This is a genomic window from Labrenzia sp. OB1, assembly GCF_001624695.1.
Taxonomy (GTDB): Bacteria; Pseudomonadota; Alphaproteobacteria; order Rhizobiales; family Stappiaceae; genus Roseibium.
On sequence record NZ_JSEP01000024.1, the window covers coordinates 41,916 to 57,242 of the forward strand.

General features: G+C 59.1%; 13 protein-coding genes and 3 tRNA genes. All 16 read left to right on the plus strand.

Going from position 1 to position 15,327, the window contains the following annotated elements:
• Nucleotides 1-65 precede the first annotated feature (65 nt).
• The 16 genes from clpX (at nt 66) to OA90_RS23560 (ending at nt 15,326) form a co-directional block, all read left to right on the plus strand.
• Nucleotides 66-1,331 carry an ATP-dependent Clp protease ATP-binding subunit ClpX gene (clpX, locus tag OA90_RS23485; RefSeq protein WP_068418469.1) on the plus strand — a complete coding sequence of 422 codons (1,266 nt, stop codon included), beginning with the start codon at nt 66-68 and terminating at the stop codon, nt 1,329-1,331.
• Between the two features lie 328 nt (nt 1,332-1,659).
• A complete protein-coding gene (lon, locus tag OA90_RS23490; RefSeq protein ID WP_068418471.1) occupies nt 1,660-4,089 on the plus strand; it encodes an endopeptidase La in 2,430 nt (809 codons plus the stop codon).
• Between the two features lie 187 nt (nt 4,090-4,276).
• Entirely contained in the window at nt 4,277-4,552 is a 276-nt protein-coding gene (locus OA90_RS23495) for an HU family DNA-binding protein (RefSeq protein WP_068418563.1), read from the plus strand.
• A gap of 348 nt (nt 4,553-4,900) precedes the next feature.
• Nucleotides 4,901-4,976: transfer RNA gene (locus OA90_RS23500), tRNA-Val, on the plus strand.
• A gap of 380 nt (nt 4,977-5,356) precedes the next feature.
• Nucleotides 5,357-5,433: transfer RNA gene (locus OA90_RS23505), tRNA-Asp, on the plus strand.
• Between the two features lie 56 nt (nt 5,434-5,489).
• Nucleotides 5,490-5,566 (plus strand) — tRNA-Asp (locus tag OA90_RS23510).
• Between the two features lie 506 nt (nt 5,567-6,072).
• The gene (locus tag OA90_RS23515) at nt 6,073-6,438 is read left to right on the plus strand and encodes an NADH-quinone oxidoreductase subunit A (RefSeq protein ID WP_068418473.1); all 366 of its coding nucleotides are present in this window, start codon (nt 6,073-6,075) and stop codon (nt 6,436-6,438) included.
• Nucleotides 6,429-7,007, plus strand: a complete 579-nt coding sequence (locus OA90_RS23520; protein WP_068418475.1) for an NADH-quinone oxidoreductase subunit B — start codon at nt 6,429-6,431, stop codon at nt 7,005-7,007. Before OA90_RS23515 ends, OA90_RS23520 begins: the two co-directional genes overlap by 10 nt.
• A gap of 87 nt (nt 7,008-7,094) precedes the next feature.
• On the plus strand, nt 7,095-7,700 hold the full coding sequence (locus OA90_RS23525) for an NADH-quinone oxidoreductase subunit C (RefSeq protein ID WP_068418479.1): 606 nt from the start codon (nt 7,095-7,097) through the stop codon (nt 7,698-7,700).
• Between the two features lie 12 nt (nt 7,701-7,712).
• Nucleotides 7,713-8,144, plus strand: a complete 432-nt coding sequence (locus OA90_RS23530; protein ID WP_068418482.1) for a GFA family protein — start codon at nt 7,713-7,715, stop codon at nt 8,142-8,144.
• Nucleotides 8,137-9,321 (plus strand): NADH-quinone oxidoreductase subunit D, encoded by a 1,185-nt coding sequence (locus tag OA90_RS23535; protein WP_068418485.1) that lies wholly within the window; start codon nt 8,137-8,139, stop codon nt 9,319-9,321. Before OA90_RS23530 ends, OA90_RS23535 begins: the two co-directional genes overlap by 8 nt.
• Nucleotides 9,322-9,402: 81 nt before the next feature.
• Nucleotides 9,403-10,617, plus strand: a complete 1,215-nt coding sequence (locus OA90_RS23540) for an NADH-quinone oxidoreductase subunit E (RefSeq protein ID WP_068418487.1) — start codon at nt 9,403-9,405, stop codon at nt 10,615-10,617.
• Between the two features lie 9 nt (nt 10,618-10,626).
• Complete coding sequence (gene nuoF, locus OA90_RS23545; RefSeq protein WP_068418490.1) at nt 10,627-11,928, plus strand: NADH-quinone oxidoreductase subunit NuoF; 1,302 nt, start codon at nt 10,627-10,629, stop codon at nt 11,926-11,928.
• 26 nt (nt 11,929-11,954) lie between these two features.
• Nucleotides 11,955-14,018, plus strand: a complete 2,064-nt coding sequence (gene nuoG / locus OA90_RS23550; protein WP_068418493.1) for an NADH-quinone oxidoreductase subunit NuoG — start codon at nt 11,955-11,957, stop codon at nt 14,016-14,018.
• Nucleotides 14,019-14,034: 16 nt separating this feature from the next.
• Complete coding sequence (nuoH, locus tag OA90_RS23555) at nt 14,035-15,093, plus strand: NADH-quinone oxidoreductase subunit NuoH (protein ID WP_068418497.1); 1,059 nt, start codon at nt 14,035-14,037, stop codon at nt 15,091-15,093.
• On the plus strand, nt 15,090-15,326 hold the full coding sequence (locus tag OA90_RS23560) for an NADH dehydrogenase (protein ID WP_068418504.1): 237 nt from the start codon (nt 15,090-15,092) through the stop codon (nt 15,324-15,326). The genes nuoH and OA90_RS23560 overlap by 4 nt, the downstream gene beginning before the upstream one ends.
• The last annotated feature ends 1 nt before the right edge of the window (nt 15,327 follow it).

Sequence of the window (15,327 nt, forward strand, 5' to 3'; positions counted from 1 at the left end):
GTCATAATTCGACCGCATCCGGAAAGATAAGGGGAGACACTCCCCGAAAACGCGAGGTTAATTGTATGACCAAGGCCAGCGGCAGCGATTCAAAGAATACGCTCTACTGCTCCTTCTGCGGCAAGAGCCAGCATGAGGTGCGTAAGCTGATCGCCGGCCCGACTGTTTTCATTTGCGATGAATGTGTCGAGCTGTGCATGGATATCATTCGCGAGGAAAACAAATCCTCGCTGGTGAAGTCACGGGACGGGATCCCGACCCCTCAGGAAATTCGCGATGTTCTGGATGACTATGTCATCGGGCAGGGCAGTGCGAAGAAGGTTCTCTCGGTTGCCGTCCACAACCACTACAAGCGCCTGAACCACGCCTCCAAGAACAACGATGTGGAACTGGCCAAGTCCAACATCCTGCTCGTCGGTCCGACAGGCTGCGGCAAGACGCTTCTGGCGCAGACCCTTGCCAGGATCCTGGATGTGCCGTTCACAATGGCCGATGCCACCACATTGACCGAAGCCGGTTATGTGGGCGAGGACGTTGAAAACATCATCCTGAAACTTCTGCAGTCGGCCGACTACAATGTCGAGCGCGCTCAGCGCGGCATCGTCTATATCGACGAAGTCGACAAGATCAGCCGCAAGGCCGACAATCCGTCGATCACCCGGGACGTTTCCGGTGAAGGCGTGCAGCAGGCACTGTTGAAGATCATGGAAGGCACGGTCGCTTCCGTCCCGCCCCAGGGTGGCCGCAAGCATCCGCAACAGGAATTCCTGCAGGTGGACACGACCAACATACTGTTCATCTGCGGCGGCGCCTTTGCGGGGCTCGACAAGATTATTTCCGACCGTGGCACCCAGACCTCCATCGGCTTCCAGGCCCAGGTGCATGCCCCGGAAGACCGCCGGATCGGCGAGCTGTTTTCGGAGCTGGAGCCGGAAGATCTGCTGAAGTTCGGTCTCATTCCTGAATTCGTCGGTCGTCTGCCGGTGATTGCAACTCTGGAAGACCTGGACGAGGACGCTCTGGTGACCATCCTGACAGAGCCGAAAAACGCTCTGGTCAAGCAGTATCAGAGGCTCTTCGAAATGGAACAGGTCGAACTGTCCTTCCATGAGGATGCGCTCAAGGCGATTGCCCGCAAGGCGATCCACCGCAAGACGGGCGCTCGCGGTCTGCGGTCCATCCTTGAGTCCATTCTGCTCGATACCATGTACGAGCTGCCGGGCCTCAAGGGTGTCAAGGAAGTCGTGATCTCGCCGGAAGTGGTGAAGGGCGAAGCGCGTCCTCTCTATATCTACGAGGATCGCGAGGAAACCTCCGCGACAAGCGCTTGATGGATCCGGACACGGTAAAATCGTGAATAAATGCCGCTCGACAAGGGCGGCATTTTGCTTTTTTCGCCCGATTGTGCCGTGCCGGCGGCTTATCCACCGGGGCAGCGAGTCGTCAACAGACAAGACTTCGCCATCGTATGGCGCGACCTTGACACCGGCAGGTCAGGTGTCCACCTAATAGCCCTAAAGGACGGCTCGTGCGGATTGTCGGCATGCCCAGTCGGGGTGCTGCGGTCCGGCCAATCGGAACAACAGCCGAAAGCCGTATTTCAGTGTTCAGGCTGCCTTTTAGCGAGTGGGGCCGGAACACGCCGAGAAAGGAAAAAAAATGAGCGACGCAGAAACACGCGCCATCGATCCGGACGGCACCGCCGTCTATCCTGTACTGCCCCTGCGCGACATCGTCGTCTTTCCGCACATGATCGTGCCTCTGTTTGTCGGCCGCGAGAAATCGATCAAGGCCCTGGAAGAGGTCATGACCACGGACAAGCACATTCTTCTGGCAACCCAGATGAATGCCGCCGACGATGACCCCAATCCGGACCAGATCTATAACGTCGGAACGCTCGCGACCGTCTTGCAGTTGCTCAAGCTTCCGGACAACACGGTCAAGGTCCTGGTCGAAGGTGGCGCACGCGCCCAGATCGGAGACTACAGCGACCGCGCGGATTATTTCGAAGCCACTGCAACGGTTCTTCCGGAGCGCGACGGCGAGGAAATCGAAGTGGAAGCGCTGGCCCGCTCCGTGATTTCCGAGTTTGAAAACTATGTGAAACTGAACAAGAAGGTTTCTCCGGAGGTTCTTGGCGCGGTCAACCAGATCGACGACTACTCCAAGCTGGCGGATACGATCGCTTCGCATCTGGCGATCAAGATCCCGGAAAAGCAGGAAATCCTTGGTGTCGTATCCGTCGCCGAGCGGCTTGAGCGCGTCCTGGGCATGATGGAGAGCGAAATCTCCGTTCTGCAGGTCGAAAAGCGCATTCGCTCCCGCGTCAAGCGGCAGATGGAGAAGACCCAGCGCGAGTACTATCTGAATGAGCAGATGAAGGCCATTCAGAAGGAGCTTGGCGACAGCGAGGACGGCCGCGATGAGATCGCGGAGCTTGAGGAAAAGATCAAGAAGACCAAGCTGACCAAGGAGGCGCGCGAGCGCGCTGCCGCCGAAATGAAGAAGCTGAAGCAGATGAGCCCGATGTCCGCCGAGGCGACCGTCGTGCGCAACTATCTCGATTGGCTGATCGGCATTCCGTGGAACAAGAAATCCAAGATCAAGCATGATCTGGCGTTTTCCGAAAAGGTTCTCGACACGGACCATTACGGTCTCGAAAAGGTCAAGGAACGGATCATCGAGTATCTTGCGGTGCAGAGCCGGGCGAACAAGCTGCGCGGTCCGATCCTGTGCCTTGTTGGTCCTCCCGGTGTCGGCAAGACTTCGCTCGGCAAATCGATCGCCAAGTCGACCGGCCGTGAATTCGTTCGCATGTCGCTGGGCGGCGTGCGTGATGAGGCCGAGATCCGCGGCCATCGCCGGACCTATATCGGCTCGATGCCGGGCAAGGTCGTCCAGTCGATGAAGAAGGCGAAGAAGTCCAACCCGCTCTTCCTGCTCGACGAGATCGACAAGATGGGCATGGATTTCCGGGGCGATCCGTCTTCGGCGCTTCTGGAAGTGCTGGATCCGGAACAGAACTCGTCCTTCATGGATCACTATCTGGAAGTCGAATACGACCTTTCGGACGTGATGTTCGTGACGACGGCCAATACGCTGAACATCCCCGGTCCGCTGATGGACCGTATGGAAGTGATCCGGATTGCCGGTTACACGGAAGAGGAAAAGGTGGAAATTTGCCGCCGTCACCTCATCCCGAAGGCGGAGAAGGATCACGGGCTGCGCGAAGGCGAGTTCTCCATTGAGGACGATGCCCTGCATCTCGTTGTTCGGCGCTACACCCGTGAAGCCGGCGTGCGTAATCTTGAGCGCGAAATGGCGACCCTTGCCCGTAAGGCGGTCAAGGATATCCTGATGAGCGACAAGGAAAGCGTCACCGTTACGGAAGAAGTGGTCGAGAAATATCTCGGTGTGCCGCGCTACCGGTACGGCGAAGTCGAGCTGGAAGACCAGGTCGGTGTTGTCACCGGTCTTGCCTGGACCGAGGTCGGCGGCGAGTTGCTGACCATCGAAGGCGTGATGATGCCGGGCAAGGGCAAGATGACTGTCACCGGCAATCTGAAGGACGTGATGAAAGAATCGATTTCGGCAGCGGCCTCCTATGTCCGCTCGCGCGCGATCGCCTATGGCATCAAGCCGCCGACCTTCGACAAGAAGGACATTCACGTGCACGTGCCGGAAGGCGCGACACCGAAGGACGGTCCGTCCGCCGGTATCGCCATGGCAACCGCGGTCATCTCCACGATGACCGCCATCCCGGTTCGCCGGGATGTGGCAATGACGGGCGAAATCACGCTTCGAGGCAGAATCCTTCCGATCGGTGGTTTGAAGGAGAAGCTTCTGGCCGCACTGCGGGGCGGAATCAAACTGGTTATGATCCCTGAAGACAATGCCAAGGATCTGGCCGACATCCCGGATTCGGTGAAGAACTCGCTGGAGATCATTCCGGTTTCAAGCATGGAAGAGGTGCTGAAGAACGCTCTCGTCCGGGTTCCCGAGCCGATTGAATGGGATGAAAACGCTGCGGAAGCCGCAACCAAGGCGGGTGAGTCGGAAGAGGAAAAAGCGGGCCTTTTCGCTCACTAAAAGCCTCTTGCAAGCGCAAAAAATGTCAAGCCCCGGCAAATCCGGGGCTTTTCTTTTGAATAATTGGTCAAAATGGCGGTTTTCTGCGAAAAAACCACTTGCGTTTCGAGTCATTTCGCACGAATTTCGCGCAACGGCGCTGACAGGAATCGTCGGCAATCTGCCGTTTCTTAGAAAGGTATCTGCTATGAATAAGAACGATCTGATCGCAGCTGTTGCAGAAAAGACCGGCCTCACCAAGGCGCAGGCAGGCGAAGCAGTTGACGCAACTTTCGACGTGGTCACTCAGACGCTGAAAGGCGGAGACGAAGTCCGCATCATCGGCTTCGGTAATTTCACGGTTTCCGCACGTGCTGCCACCGAAGGCCGGAACCCGCGGACTGGCGAAACGATCCAGATCCCGGCTTCTAAGACGCCGAAGTTCAAGGCCGGTAAGGGCCTGAAGGACGCTGTGAACGCCTAAGGCGCTCGCACGCGAGTTCTTCGCGAGACCCCGTATCCGGTGCCGGATGCGGGGTCTCTCATTTTCAGCAATCGATTCCCGCGCCGATGACGACACCGCTGACACCGTTCGTGGATCTGGCCGCATGCGTCAGGGAGGCAAGCGGAAAGCTCGCGAGGCCGAGCAGCAAGAGGCTCGCCGCAGGGACCGCCGGGGAGGCGGTATTTGTCCGGGTTTCCTTTGATCGGGAAGGACCATAGCGGGGGCAGGCGTGCACTCATCCACAGCAGGTGGGGATCAGCCGGATCTGTTTTATTTTGTTCTTGCCAAGTGCCAAGGGACAACCTAAAAGGCGTCTCACCTCATAGAGGGCGATTAGCTCAGTTGGTAGAGCGCTTCGTTTACACCGAAGATGTCGGGAGTTCGAGTCTCTCATCGCCCACCATTTCCCCGGTCTTTTTTCCGATTTGTATCGCCAGGTCACGATCCGTGCCTGGGTGCCATATGCAATGGTGTTGCCTGATCGTGATATGATGCGCGTCATGTCCCGATTGTTGGCCTCTGGGAAACTTTTTAGCGCCATGATCGGTGCAAGGCATTGAGGAAAATGACAAAGCGCGGACCAACCGGTTTTGCCGAATCCGACCGCTTGCTGCTTTCTTGAGACCTTATCCACAAAGACTGAAGGGAATTCATTCGTCCGAAGTGTCGTAACCGGCGGGGTTTTAAAAATTCGACACATTAGAATGTGTTCGGCGCTTGACTTCGCAATCCAGCCGCCGTACATCAGCGCCACTTCGGAACGGACGCTCGTTCATTCCGCAAGCGGGTGTAGCTCAGTTGGTTAGAGTGCCGGCCTGTCACGCCGGAGGTCGCGGGTTCGAGTCCCGTCACTCGCGCCACTTTCCAGATTGCTTGAGACAGCGGTCAGGGAAGGGCGCTTAACTGCCGTGAATGTGCGGGTGTAGCTCAGTTGGTTAGAGTGCCGGCCTGTCACGCCGGAGGTCGCGGGTTCGAGTCCCGTCACTCGCGCCACTCACGGTTTTTATCGAATTCTCAATATCTTCCCAATAGAACTTGATGCGAAATCTCAGCTTCGTCTGCGGAGCTTCGCGATATGCGTCGCATCCAGGTGACACGCTGACCGGTTCCACAGGCCGATTCCCATGGTTACGCAGCGGCTTCAAATTGTTCGCCTTTTGCTATACCGATGGTTCAGATCCGATTCTGTGGGAGGGGTGGATTTCTATCGCAGGTGCGGCATATTTCCTTGTCTGCTTGTGCAAAGTTTTGTGCCGCTGCAAAGTGGCTGAAAAGAGGGAATTGTAGAGGGTGCGCGGGAAATTGGTCCAACTGTGGCAGGAGTTTGCCCAGATCTGGGTCTTGCGTTGCACCAAGTCGTAAGCTAAGCGTGCGCTCGCATGTTGGTTTCACTCGGCCGGCGGGCTCAAGCGCTTTCGGTCGGGAGATGTGACGAGAGGGCCGCAGCCCCGGCCTGGATCGCCTCCCGATCCGCCTCCATATGCAAGGACGCGAAAGACATGGAAGAACTGTTGCGGGAATATGTCCCGATTGTCGTCTTCATCGGCATTGCCCTGGTGATCGGCCTTGCTCTGCTGATTTCCCCGTTCATTCTGGCCTACAAGAATCCGGACCCGGAAAAGCTGTCGGCCTATGAGTGCGGCTTCAACGCCTTCGACGACGCGCGCATGAAGTTCGACGTGCGCTTTTATCTTGTGTCTATCCTGTTCATCATCTTTGACCTTGAGGTCGCCTTCCTGTTCCCATGGGCAACGGTGTTCGGCGAACTCGGTTGGTACGGTTTCTGGTCCATGATGGTCTTCCTCGGTGTGCTGACCATCGGATTTATCTACGAATGGAAAAAGGGAGCGCTGGAATGGGATTGACCTCGACCGAGCCGCTCGTCGCACGGCAGCCGAAAGGCATCATCGATCCCAATACCGGCAATCCGGTTGGCGCGGACGATCCGTTTTTCCTCGAAGTCAACAATGAGCTCGGCGACAAGGGCTTTCTTGTTACCTCGACCGACAATCTCATCCAGTGGGCGCGCACCGGTTCGCTTATGTGGATGACGTTCGGTCTGGCTTGCTGCGCCGTGGAAATGATGCAGATGTCGATGCCGCGCTACGATGCCGAGCGCTTCGGCTTTGCTCCGCGCGCCTCTCCGCGTCAGTCCGACGTGATGATCGTCGCCGGTACGCTGACCAACAAGATGGCACCGGCCCTGCGCAAGGTCTATGACCAGATGCCGGAGCCGCGCTACGTGATCTCGATGGGATCATGTGCCAACGGCGGCGGCTACTATCACTATTCCTATTCGGTGGTGCGCGGATGCGACCGTGTTGTCCCCGTCGATATCTATGTGCCGGGGTGCCCTCCGACCGCCGAGGCGCTTCTTTACGGTGTCCTGATGCTGCAAAAGAAGATCCGCCGTACCGGTACGATTGAACGATAGAAATCTGCCGCCCGGTGGCGGCGGATTCAAGGTATGAGACGCCCGGCGTCTTGAATTTGAGGCTCCCCAGGAGTGAGGTCGAACGCGATGGACGAGACTTTGAAGGAACTCGCCGAGCATATTGAGCTTGGTCTGGGAGAAATCCTTGTTTCCTGGCAGGCCGAATACGGTGAGCTGACGCTGACCGTGGATGCGACCGGCGTGCTCGACGCGATCCGTTTCCTGCGCGACAACAGCTCCTGCAAGTTCGTCAATCTGACCGATATCTGCGGCGTGGACTACCCCGAGCGCGAGAAGCGCTTCGATGTGGTCTATCACTTCCTGTCTCCGGTCCAGAACCAGCGCATCCGCGTGAAGGTGGCGACCGACGAGACCACACCGGTTGCTTCTCTGACGCCGCTGTTTCCCGGCGCTGAATGGTTTGAGCGCGAAGCCTATGACATGTATGGCATCCTGTTTTCCGGCCATCCGGACCTGCGCCGCATCCTGACCGACTATGGTTTTGACGGGCATCCGCTGCGCAAGGATTTCCCGGTCACCGGGTTCGTGGAAGTGCGCTATGACGACGAGAAGAAACGTGTCGTCTATGAGCCCGTGCGGCTGAACCAGGAAATGCGGACCTTCGACTTTCTCTCGCCCTGGGAAGGCACGGACTACGTGCTTCCCGGCGACGAAAAAGCAACGACGAATTAGGGCGGGGCAAGGATGAGCGAACGGCTTTCAGGCGGCTGTCTTTGTGGCGCGGTGCGGTTCACCGCGGAGCCGGAGAAACCCGAAATGGGTATCTGCCATTGTTCCATGTGCCGTCGCTGGACTGGCGGTGTCTTCATGGCTGTCGGCTGCAACGACGTTCAGCTGGAAAATGAAGATGCACTCGGCGTCTACAAGTCCTCCGGCTACGGTGAGCGTGTGTTCTGCAAGACGTGTGGAACGTCGCTGTTCTGGAGGATGGCCGACGGCTCGCACACAAGCGCTTCCGCTCAGGCTTTCGACGATCCGTCTGTCTTCAAACTGACGAGCGAAATCTTTGTCGACGAACAGCCTGCCAATTTCGCCTTTGCCAACGAGACAAGCAGAATGACCGGTGCTGAAGTCATCGCGTATTTCACCCAACAGCAGGATCCTCAACATGGCTGAGGCTCAGGTACGGAATTTCAACATCAACTTCGGTCCGCAGCACCCGGCTGCCCATGGTGTGCTGCGCCTGGTGCTGGAACTTGACGGCGAGGTCGTGACCAGGGTCGATCCGCATATCGGCCTGTTGCACCGGGGCACCGAAAAGCTGATCGAGCAGAAGACCTATCTGCAGGCTATCCCGTATTTCGACCGGCTCGATTATGTTGCGCCGATGAACCAGGAGCATGCCTTTGCCATTGCGGTTGAGCGTCTGGTCGGTATCGAAGTGCCGAAACGCGGCCAGCTTGTGCGTGTGCTCTTCTCCGAAATCGGTCGTATTCTGTCTCATCTTCTGAACGTGACGACCCAGGCGATGGATGTCGGCGCCCTCACGCCGCCGCTCTGGGGTTTTGAGCCGCGTGAAGAATTGATGGTGTTTTACGAGCGCGCCTGCGGGGCCCGCATGCATGCGGCCTATGTGCGCCCGGGTGGCGTGCACCAGGACCTGCCGCGCGATCTGCTCGACGATATCTGGGATTTCTGCGATCCGTTCCTGCAGACGCTGGACGACATCGAGGGTCTGCTGACCGACAACCGCATCTTCAAGCAGCGCAATGTCGATATCGGTGTTGTCGATCTTGACGATGCCTGGGCCTGGGGGTTCTCCGGGGTCATGGTTCGCGGTTCGGGCGCGGCATGGGATCTCCGCAAATCGCAGCCTTACGAGTGTTATTCCGAGCTTGATTTCGACATTCCGATCGGCAAGAACGGCGACTGCTACGACCGTTATCTGATCCGTATGGAAGAGATGCGCCAGTCGGTCCGCATCATGAAGCAATGTCTGGAAAAGCTGACCGTCGAGACCGGACCGGTTTCCACGACCGACGGGAAGGTCGTTCCGCCGAAGCGCGGTGAAATGAAGCGGTCCATGGAAGCGCTTATTCACCACTTCAAGCTCTACACCGAAGGCTATCATGTGCCCGCCGGTGAGGTTTATGCCGCCGTTGAGGCGCCCAAGGGCGAATTCGGCGTCTATCTGGTTGCCGACGGCACCAACAAGCCGTACCGCTGCAAAATCAAGGCGCCGGGCTACGCGCACCTTCAGGCAATGGATTTTCTGTGCCGGGGCCACATGCTCGCTGATGTTTCGGCGGTGCTCGGGTCCATGGACATCGTGTTCGGTGAGGTCGACCGCTGATGCGGACCGCCCGCCAGAAATATTCGACCCTGGCAGCCGCCCGTCCGGCTCCGGTCACTTTGAAAGAACGGGGATAGCACCATGGCAGTTCGCCGACTTGCCGCGGAACAACCAGACAGCTTCGATTTCACGGAGAAGAATCTCGCGTGGGCAAAGAAGCTGATCGACCGGTACCCGACCGGCCGTCAGGCCTCCGCGGTCATTCCGCTTTTGTGGCGTGCGCAGGAACAGAATGACGGCTGGGTGAGCGAGCCTGCGATCCGTTACATCGCTGACCTTCTGGACATGCCGAGGATTCGTGTTCTGGAAGTGGCGACCTTCTACACCATGTTCCAGCTTCAGCCGGTCGGCAAGAAAGCCCATATCCAGGTCTGCGGCACCACTCCGTGCCAGCTGCGCGGCTCGGAAGACCTGATCAAGATCTGCCAGTCCCGTATCGCCAAGCACATGCATGAAATTTCAGACGACGGCATGTTCTCCTGGGAGGAGGTTGAATGCCTGGGCGCCTGTGTGAATGCACCGATGGTACAGATCTTCAAGGATACCTACGAGGATCTGACGCCGGAGAGCTTCAACCAGCTGATCGACGACATTGCCGCCGGCAAGGAAGTCACGCCGGGCCCGCAGAACGGTCGCCGTTTCGCCATGGCGGAGGGCGGTCAGACCACACTCTCCGACATCGACGACGATACCAGGGGCGAGCTTCCCGTTGCCCATATCGTCGACGGATCCGAAAAGGCTTCCCATCTGTTTGCCGGTGCCCCCATAAACGCAGGCGGCAATGATTACGATGGCGTTCCCACTCCGGCGGAGGATGCCGTTGCACGGGTGAGAGCCGAAGTCGCGGCGCGTGCGGAAAAGAAACCGGTCGAGAACGAGGCAGCTTCCGCGCCGAAAAAGTCCGATCCGGGTAAAAAAACGGCAGTCAAGGCAAAGACCGCAGGGGACGCCCCGGAGAAAAAGGCGGCAACACCCCAGGCGCCCGCCGGCAATGAAAAAGCACCGGAAACGCTGACGCAGGCGCGTGGCGGCAAGCCGGACGATTTGAAAAAGCTCAAGGGCGTGGGTCCGAAGCTGGAAGCAACGCTGAATGAACTCGGTTTCTACCACTTCGACCAGGTCGCAAGCTGGGGTCCGCAAGAGGTTGCCTGGGTCGACAGCCGGCTGAAATTCAAGGGCCGGATCGAACGGGACGGCTGGATCGAACAGGCCAAAACGCTCGCCGGTGGCGGGGATACGGAATTTTCCAAGCGCGTGGATGCCGGTCAAGTGGCCTCCTCCAAGAGCGAAGACTAGGGGGAAGAGATGCTGAAAGATCAGGATCGGATCTTCACCAATATTTACGGTCTGCATGACTGGGGCCTGGAAGGCGCGAAGAAGCGCGGCCAGTGGGACGACACCAAGGGCCTGATCGACAAGGGCCGCGACTGGATCGTTCAGGAAATGAAGGACAGCGGCCTGCGCGGCCGTGGCGGGGCGGGCTTTCCGACCGGCCTGAAATGGTCCTTCATGCCCAAGGAATCAGATGGCCGTCCGGCCTATCTGGTGGTCAATGCCGATGAGTCGGAACCCGGCACCTGCAAGGACCGTGAAATTCTGCGCCATGACCCGCATACGCTGGTCGAGGGCTGTCTGATTGCCGGTTTCGCCATGGGTGCGATCGCCGCCTATATCTATGTGCGCGGCGAGTTCATCCGTGAGCGCGAGCGCCTGCAGGCGGCCATCGATCAGGCCTACGATGCCGGTCTCATCGGCAAGAACAACAAGAACGGCTACGATTTCGACATCTACGTTCACCACGGCGCCGGCGCCTACATCTGCGGCGAGGAAACCGCGCTGCTGGAGAGCCTGGAAGGCAAGAAGGGCCAGCCGCGCCTGAAGCCGCCGTTCCCGGCCAATGTCGGTCTCTACGGATGCCCGACAACGGTGAACAACGTCGAATCGATTGCCGTGGCGCCGACCATTCTGCGCCGTGGCGCGGCCTGGTTCTCCGCCATCGGAAAGCCGAACAACACCGGCACCAAGCTTTTCTGTGTTTCCGGGCATGTCAATCAGCCGGCGACCTTCGAGGAAGCCCTGGGCGTTCCCTTCTCGGAAATGATCGACAAGCATTGCGGCGGGATCCGTGGCGGCTGGGACAATCTTCTGGCGGTTATTCCCGGCGGTTCCTCCGTGCCCTGCTGCACGGCGGAGCAGATCAAGGATGCCGCGATGGATTTCGACACGCTGCGCGGCATGGGCTCCGGCCTCGGCACGGCGGCGGTGATCGTCATGGACAAGTCGACGGACATCATCAAGGCGATTGCCCGGCTGAGCTATTTCTACAAGCACGAGAGCTGCGGCCAGTGTACGCCGTGCCGGGAAGGCACCGGCTGGATGTGGCGCGTGATGGAGCGCATGGTGAAGGGCGAATCCTCCTATGAGGAGATCGACATGCTGTTCAAGGTGACCAAGCAGGTCGAGGGGCACACGATCTGCGCGCTCGGGGATGCGGCCGCCTGGCCGATCCAGGGCTTGATCAAGAATTTCCGGCCTGTCATCGAAGAGCGCATCGATGACTTTGTGGCCAGGTCGAAGACGTCTTCGACCATGGTGGCGGCTGAGTAAGCGGAACGGGATTTGGAGAGCAACGGATGACGAAGCTCATCATCGACGGCAACGAAGTGGATGTCCCGGCGGACTATACGCTGCTTCAGGCTTGTGAAGAGGCGGGCGCCGAGGTTCCGCGCTTCTGCTATCACGACCGGCTGTCGATTGCCGGCAACTGCCGCATGTGCCTTGTAGAGGTCAAGGGCGGACCGCCGAAGCCGACCGCTTCCTGCGCCATGGGCGTCAAGGATCTGCGTCCGGGCCCCAATGGCGAACCACCTGTGGTCGAAACGAAATCCGAGATGGTCAAGAAGGCTCGCGAAGGGGTGATGGAGTTTCTGCTCATCAACCACCCGCTGGATTGCCCGATCTGCGACCAGGGCGGCGAGTGCGACCTGCAGGACCAGGCGATGGCCTATGGTGTCGATACTTCGCGCTTCGACGAAAACAAACGGGCGGTCGAGAACAAGCATATCGGCCCGCTCGTCAAGACGATCATGAACCGCTGCATTCACTGCACGCGCTGCGTTCGCTTCACCACGGAAGTGGCCGGAGTTGCGGACATGGGCCTGATCGGCCGCGGTGAAGATGCTGAAATCACCACTTATCTGGAAGCGGCGCTGTCCTCTGAACTGCAGGGCAACGTTGTCGATCTGTGCCCGGTCGGTGCGCTGACGTCCAAGCCCTACGCCTTCCATGCCCGTCCGTGGGAGCTGACCAAGACGGAAAGCATCGACGTGATGGATGCGCTCGGATCGGCGATCCGGGTCGATACGCGCGGCAAGGAAGTCATGCGCGTGATGCCCAGGCTCAATGAGGAGATCAACGAAGAGTGGATCTCCGACAAGACCCGTTACATCTGGGACGGCCTGAAGACCCAGCGGCTCGACCGGCCTTACGCGAAGAAAGACGGCAAGCTGCAGCCGGTCTCCTGGTCGGAAGCCTTCGCAATCATCGCCGAAAAGGTGAAAGCGGCACCGGCCGAGCGTATCGGTGCGCTGGCAGGACAGCTTTCGGGCGTTGAGGAAATGTTCGCGCTGAAGAGCCTGATGGAAAAGCTCGGCTCCGCCAACATGGACAGCCGTTTCCCGGGGTCGCCGCTGCATCCGAAGAACGGCCGCGCCAGCTATATCTTCAACTCCACGATCCAGGGGATCGAAGAGGCCGACGCTATCATGCTGATCGGCACCAATCCCCGCCAGGAAGCACCGGTTCTGAATGCGCGCATCCGCAAGCGCTGGTCGCGCGGTGACGTTCAGATCGGCCTGATCGGCGAAAACGCCGACCTGACCTATCCGGTCACCTATATCGGCGCCGGTCCGGACAGCCTGAAACAATTTGTCGACCATGCTCCGAGCAAGGCCGAACGACCGATGTTCATCATCGGTCAGGGCGCGCTCAACCGGGCCGACGGGGCCGAGGTTCTGGCGTCTCTTGCGGCGGCGGCTAAGTCTCTCGGCGTCATCAAGGACGGCTGGAACGGCTTCAACATCCTGCATACCGAAGCGGCCCAGGTGGGTGCGCTCGACATCGGATTCGTTCCGGGCGAGGGTGGCAAGGACACCGCCGCCATGCTCGAATCCGGTGCGCTCGATGTCATGTTCCTGCTCGGTGTCGATGAGGTCGAGGTTCCCGATGGCGCGTTTGTCGTCTATCAGGGCACTCACGGTGACAAGGGTGCGCATCGCGCCGACGTGATCCTGCCGGGCGCCGCCTATACGGAAAAGTCCGCGATCTACGTCAATACAGAAGGCCGCGTCCAACTGGGCGAACGGGCTGCCTTCCCGCCGGGCGATGCGCGCGAAGACTGGGCGATCCTGCGGGCGCTGTCCGCAAGTCTCGGCCAGACGCTGGAATTCGATTCGCTGAGCGAGTTGCGCTCGAAGCTGTTCGAAGCCGTGCCGCATATGACGGGCATCGACGCGATCGAGCTGGGCGATGCCGCGGATATTGCAAAACTGGCCAACGCAAAGGCCAAAATGAACAACGCCGGATTTGCAAATGTAATCCGGGACTTTTATCTGACCAATCCGATCGCACGCGCGTCCAAGGTGATGGCGGAGTGCTCGGCGCTCGCCAGAACGCGGGCGGCGGAAGCAGCAGAATAAGGGGTAGGGGACCGATATGGCTGAGTTCATGACGACCTACGGTCTGCCGTTCCTGTGGATGGCATTCCAGAGCATTTTGCTGATGGTCGTGCTTCTGGTGATTGTCGCCTACGTTCTTTATGCGGACCGCAAGATCTGGGCAGCCGTCCAGATCCGCCGTGGACCGAACGTGGTCGGCCCCTGGGGCCTGCTGCAGAGTTTTGCCGACCTTCTGAAGTTCGTTCTGAAGGAACCGGTCATTCCGGCGGGCTCGAACAAGATCCTGTTCCTGCTGGCTCCGCTGGTGTCGGTTCTGCTGGCGCTGGCTGCCTGGGCGGTTATTCCGGTCGCCGACGGCTGGGTGATCGCCAACATCAATCTTGGCGTGCTCTTCGTTTTCGCCGTGTCCTCGCTCGAGGTCTACGGCGTGATCATCGGCGGGTGGGCATCGAACTCCAAGTATCCCTTCCTGTCGGCGCTGCGGTCTGCCGCGCAGATGGTGTCCTATGAGGTCTCCATCGGCTTCGTGATCGTCACGGTGCTTCTGTGCGCGGGGACGCTGAACCTTTCCGGCATCGTTATGGCCCAGCAGACCGGGCTCGCGACGCTGCTTGGCGTGCCATGGCTGTCCTTCCTGAACTGGTACTGGCTGCCGCTGTTCCCGATGTTCGTGGTGTTCTTCATTTCGGCGCTGGCGGAAACCAATCGCCCGCCGTTCGATCTGGCGGAAGCGGAATCTGAACTGGTTGCCGGTTTCATGGTCGAATACGGTTCCACGCCGTACATGATGTTCATGCTCGGTGAGTATGTCGCCATCTGCCTGATGTGCGCGCTCATGAGCATCTTCTTCATGGGTGGATGGCTGCCGCCGTTCGACTTCGCGCCGTTCACCTGGGTTCCGGGCATCGTCTGGTTCCTGCTGAAATGTTTCCTCGGCTTCTTCATGTTCGCCATGGTGAAGGCGATGGTGCCGCGTTACCGCTATGATCAGCTGATGCGTCTCGGCTGGAAGGTGTTCCTGCCGCTGTCGCTGGGTATGGTCGTTGTCGTGGCCGCAGTGCTGATGATCATGGGCTGGGCTCCGGGCGCGGCGTGAGCATCTCGCTTGCCGGGCTGATCGGTGCCGCTGTCGGCCTTTATGTCGGCTGGCTCGACTGGAAGATCCTGAAAGGGATGCTCCAGGCGATGGAAACGAAAAACAGACAGGCCGGAGGCGACGGTGGTGCCGCGGCAAGATACAAGACGCTTCTGGGCGTCGTCATTTTTGGTGTTCCGGTGATCGGTTTTCCGATTATCGGGTATTGGGCCGCCAGCCAGCTGGCAGGTTGAG

Excerpts from the sequence above, each read along its gene's own strand:
- nuoF (WP_068418490.1), top strand. The coding sequence starts at position 10,627 with ATGCTGAAAGATCAGGATCGGATCTTCACCAATATTTACGGTCTGCAT.
- nuoG (WP_068418493.1), top strand. The coding sequence starts at position 11,955 with ATGACGAAGCTCATCATCGACGGCAACGAAGTGGATGTCCCGGCGGAC.
- OA90_RS23535 (WP_068418485.1), top strand. The coding sequence starts at position 8,137 with ATGGCTGAGGCTCAGGTACGGAATTTCAACATCAACTTCGGTCCGCAG.
- nuoH (WP_068418497.1), top strand. The coding sequence starts at position 14,035 with ATGGCTGAGTTCATGACGACCTACGGTCTGCCGTTCCTGTGGATGGCA.
- OA90_RS23530 (WP_068418482.1), top strand. The coding sequence starts at position 7,713 with ATGAGCGAACGGCTTTCAGGCGGCTGTCTTTGTGGCGCGGTGCGGTTC.
- OA90_RS23525 (WP_068418479.1), top strand. The coding sequence starts at position 7,095 with ATGGACGAGACTTTGAAGGAACTCGCCGAGCATATTGAGCTTGGTCTG.
- lon (WP_068418471.1), top strand. The coding sequence starts at position 1,660 with ATGAGCGACGCAGAAACACGCGCCATCGATCCGGACGGCACCGCCGTC.
- OA90_RS23540 (WP_068418487.1), top strand. The coding sequence starts at position 9,403 with ATGGCAGTTCGCCGACTTGCCGCGGAACAACCAGACAGCTTCGATTTC.
- OA90_RS23495 (WP_068418563.1), top strand. The coding sequence starts at position 4,277 with ATGAATAAGAACGATCTGATCGCAGCTGTTGCAGAAAAGACCGGCCTC.
- clpX (WP_068418469.1), top strand. The coding sequence starts at position 66 with ATGACCAAGGCCAGCGGCAGCGATTCAAAGAATACGCTCTACTGCTCC.
- OA90_RS23515 (WP_068418473.1), top strand. The coding sequence starts at position 6,073 with ATGGAAGAACTGTTGCGGGAATATGTCCCGATTGTCGTCTTCATCGGC.
- OA90_RS23520 (WP_068418475.1), top strand. The coding sequence starts at position 6,429 with ATGGGATTGACCTCGACCGAGCCGCTCGTCGCACGGCAGCCGAAAGGC.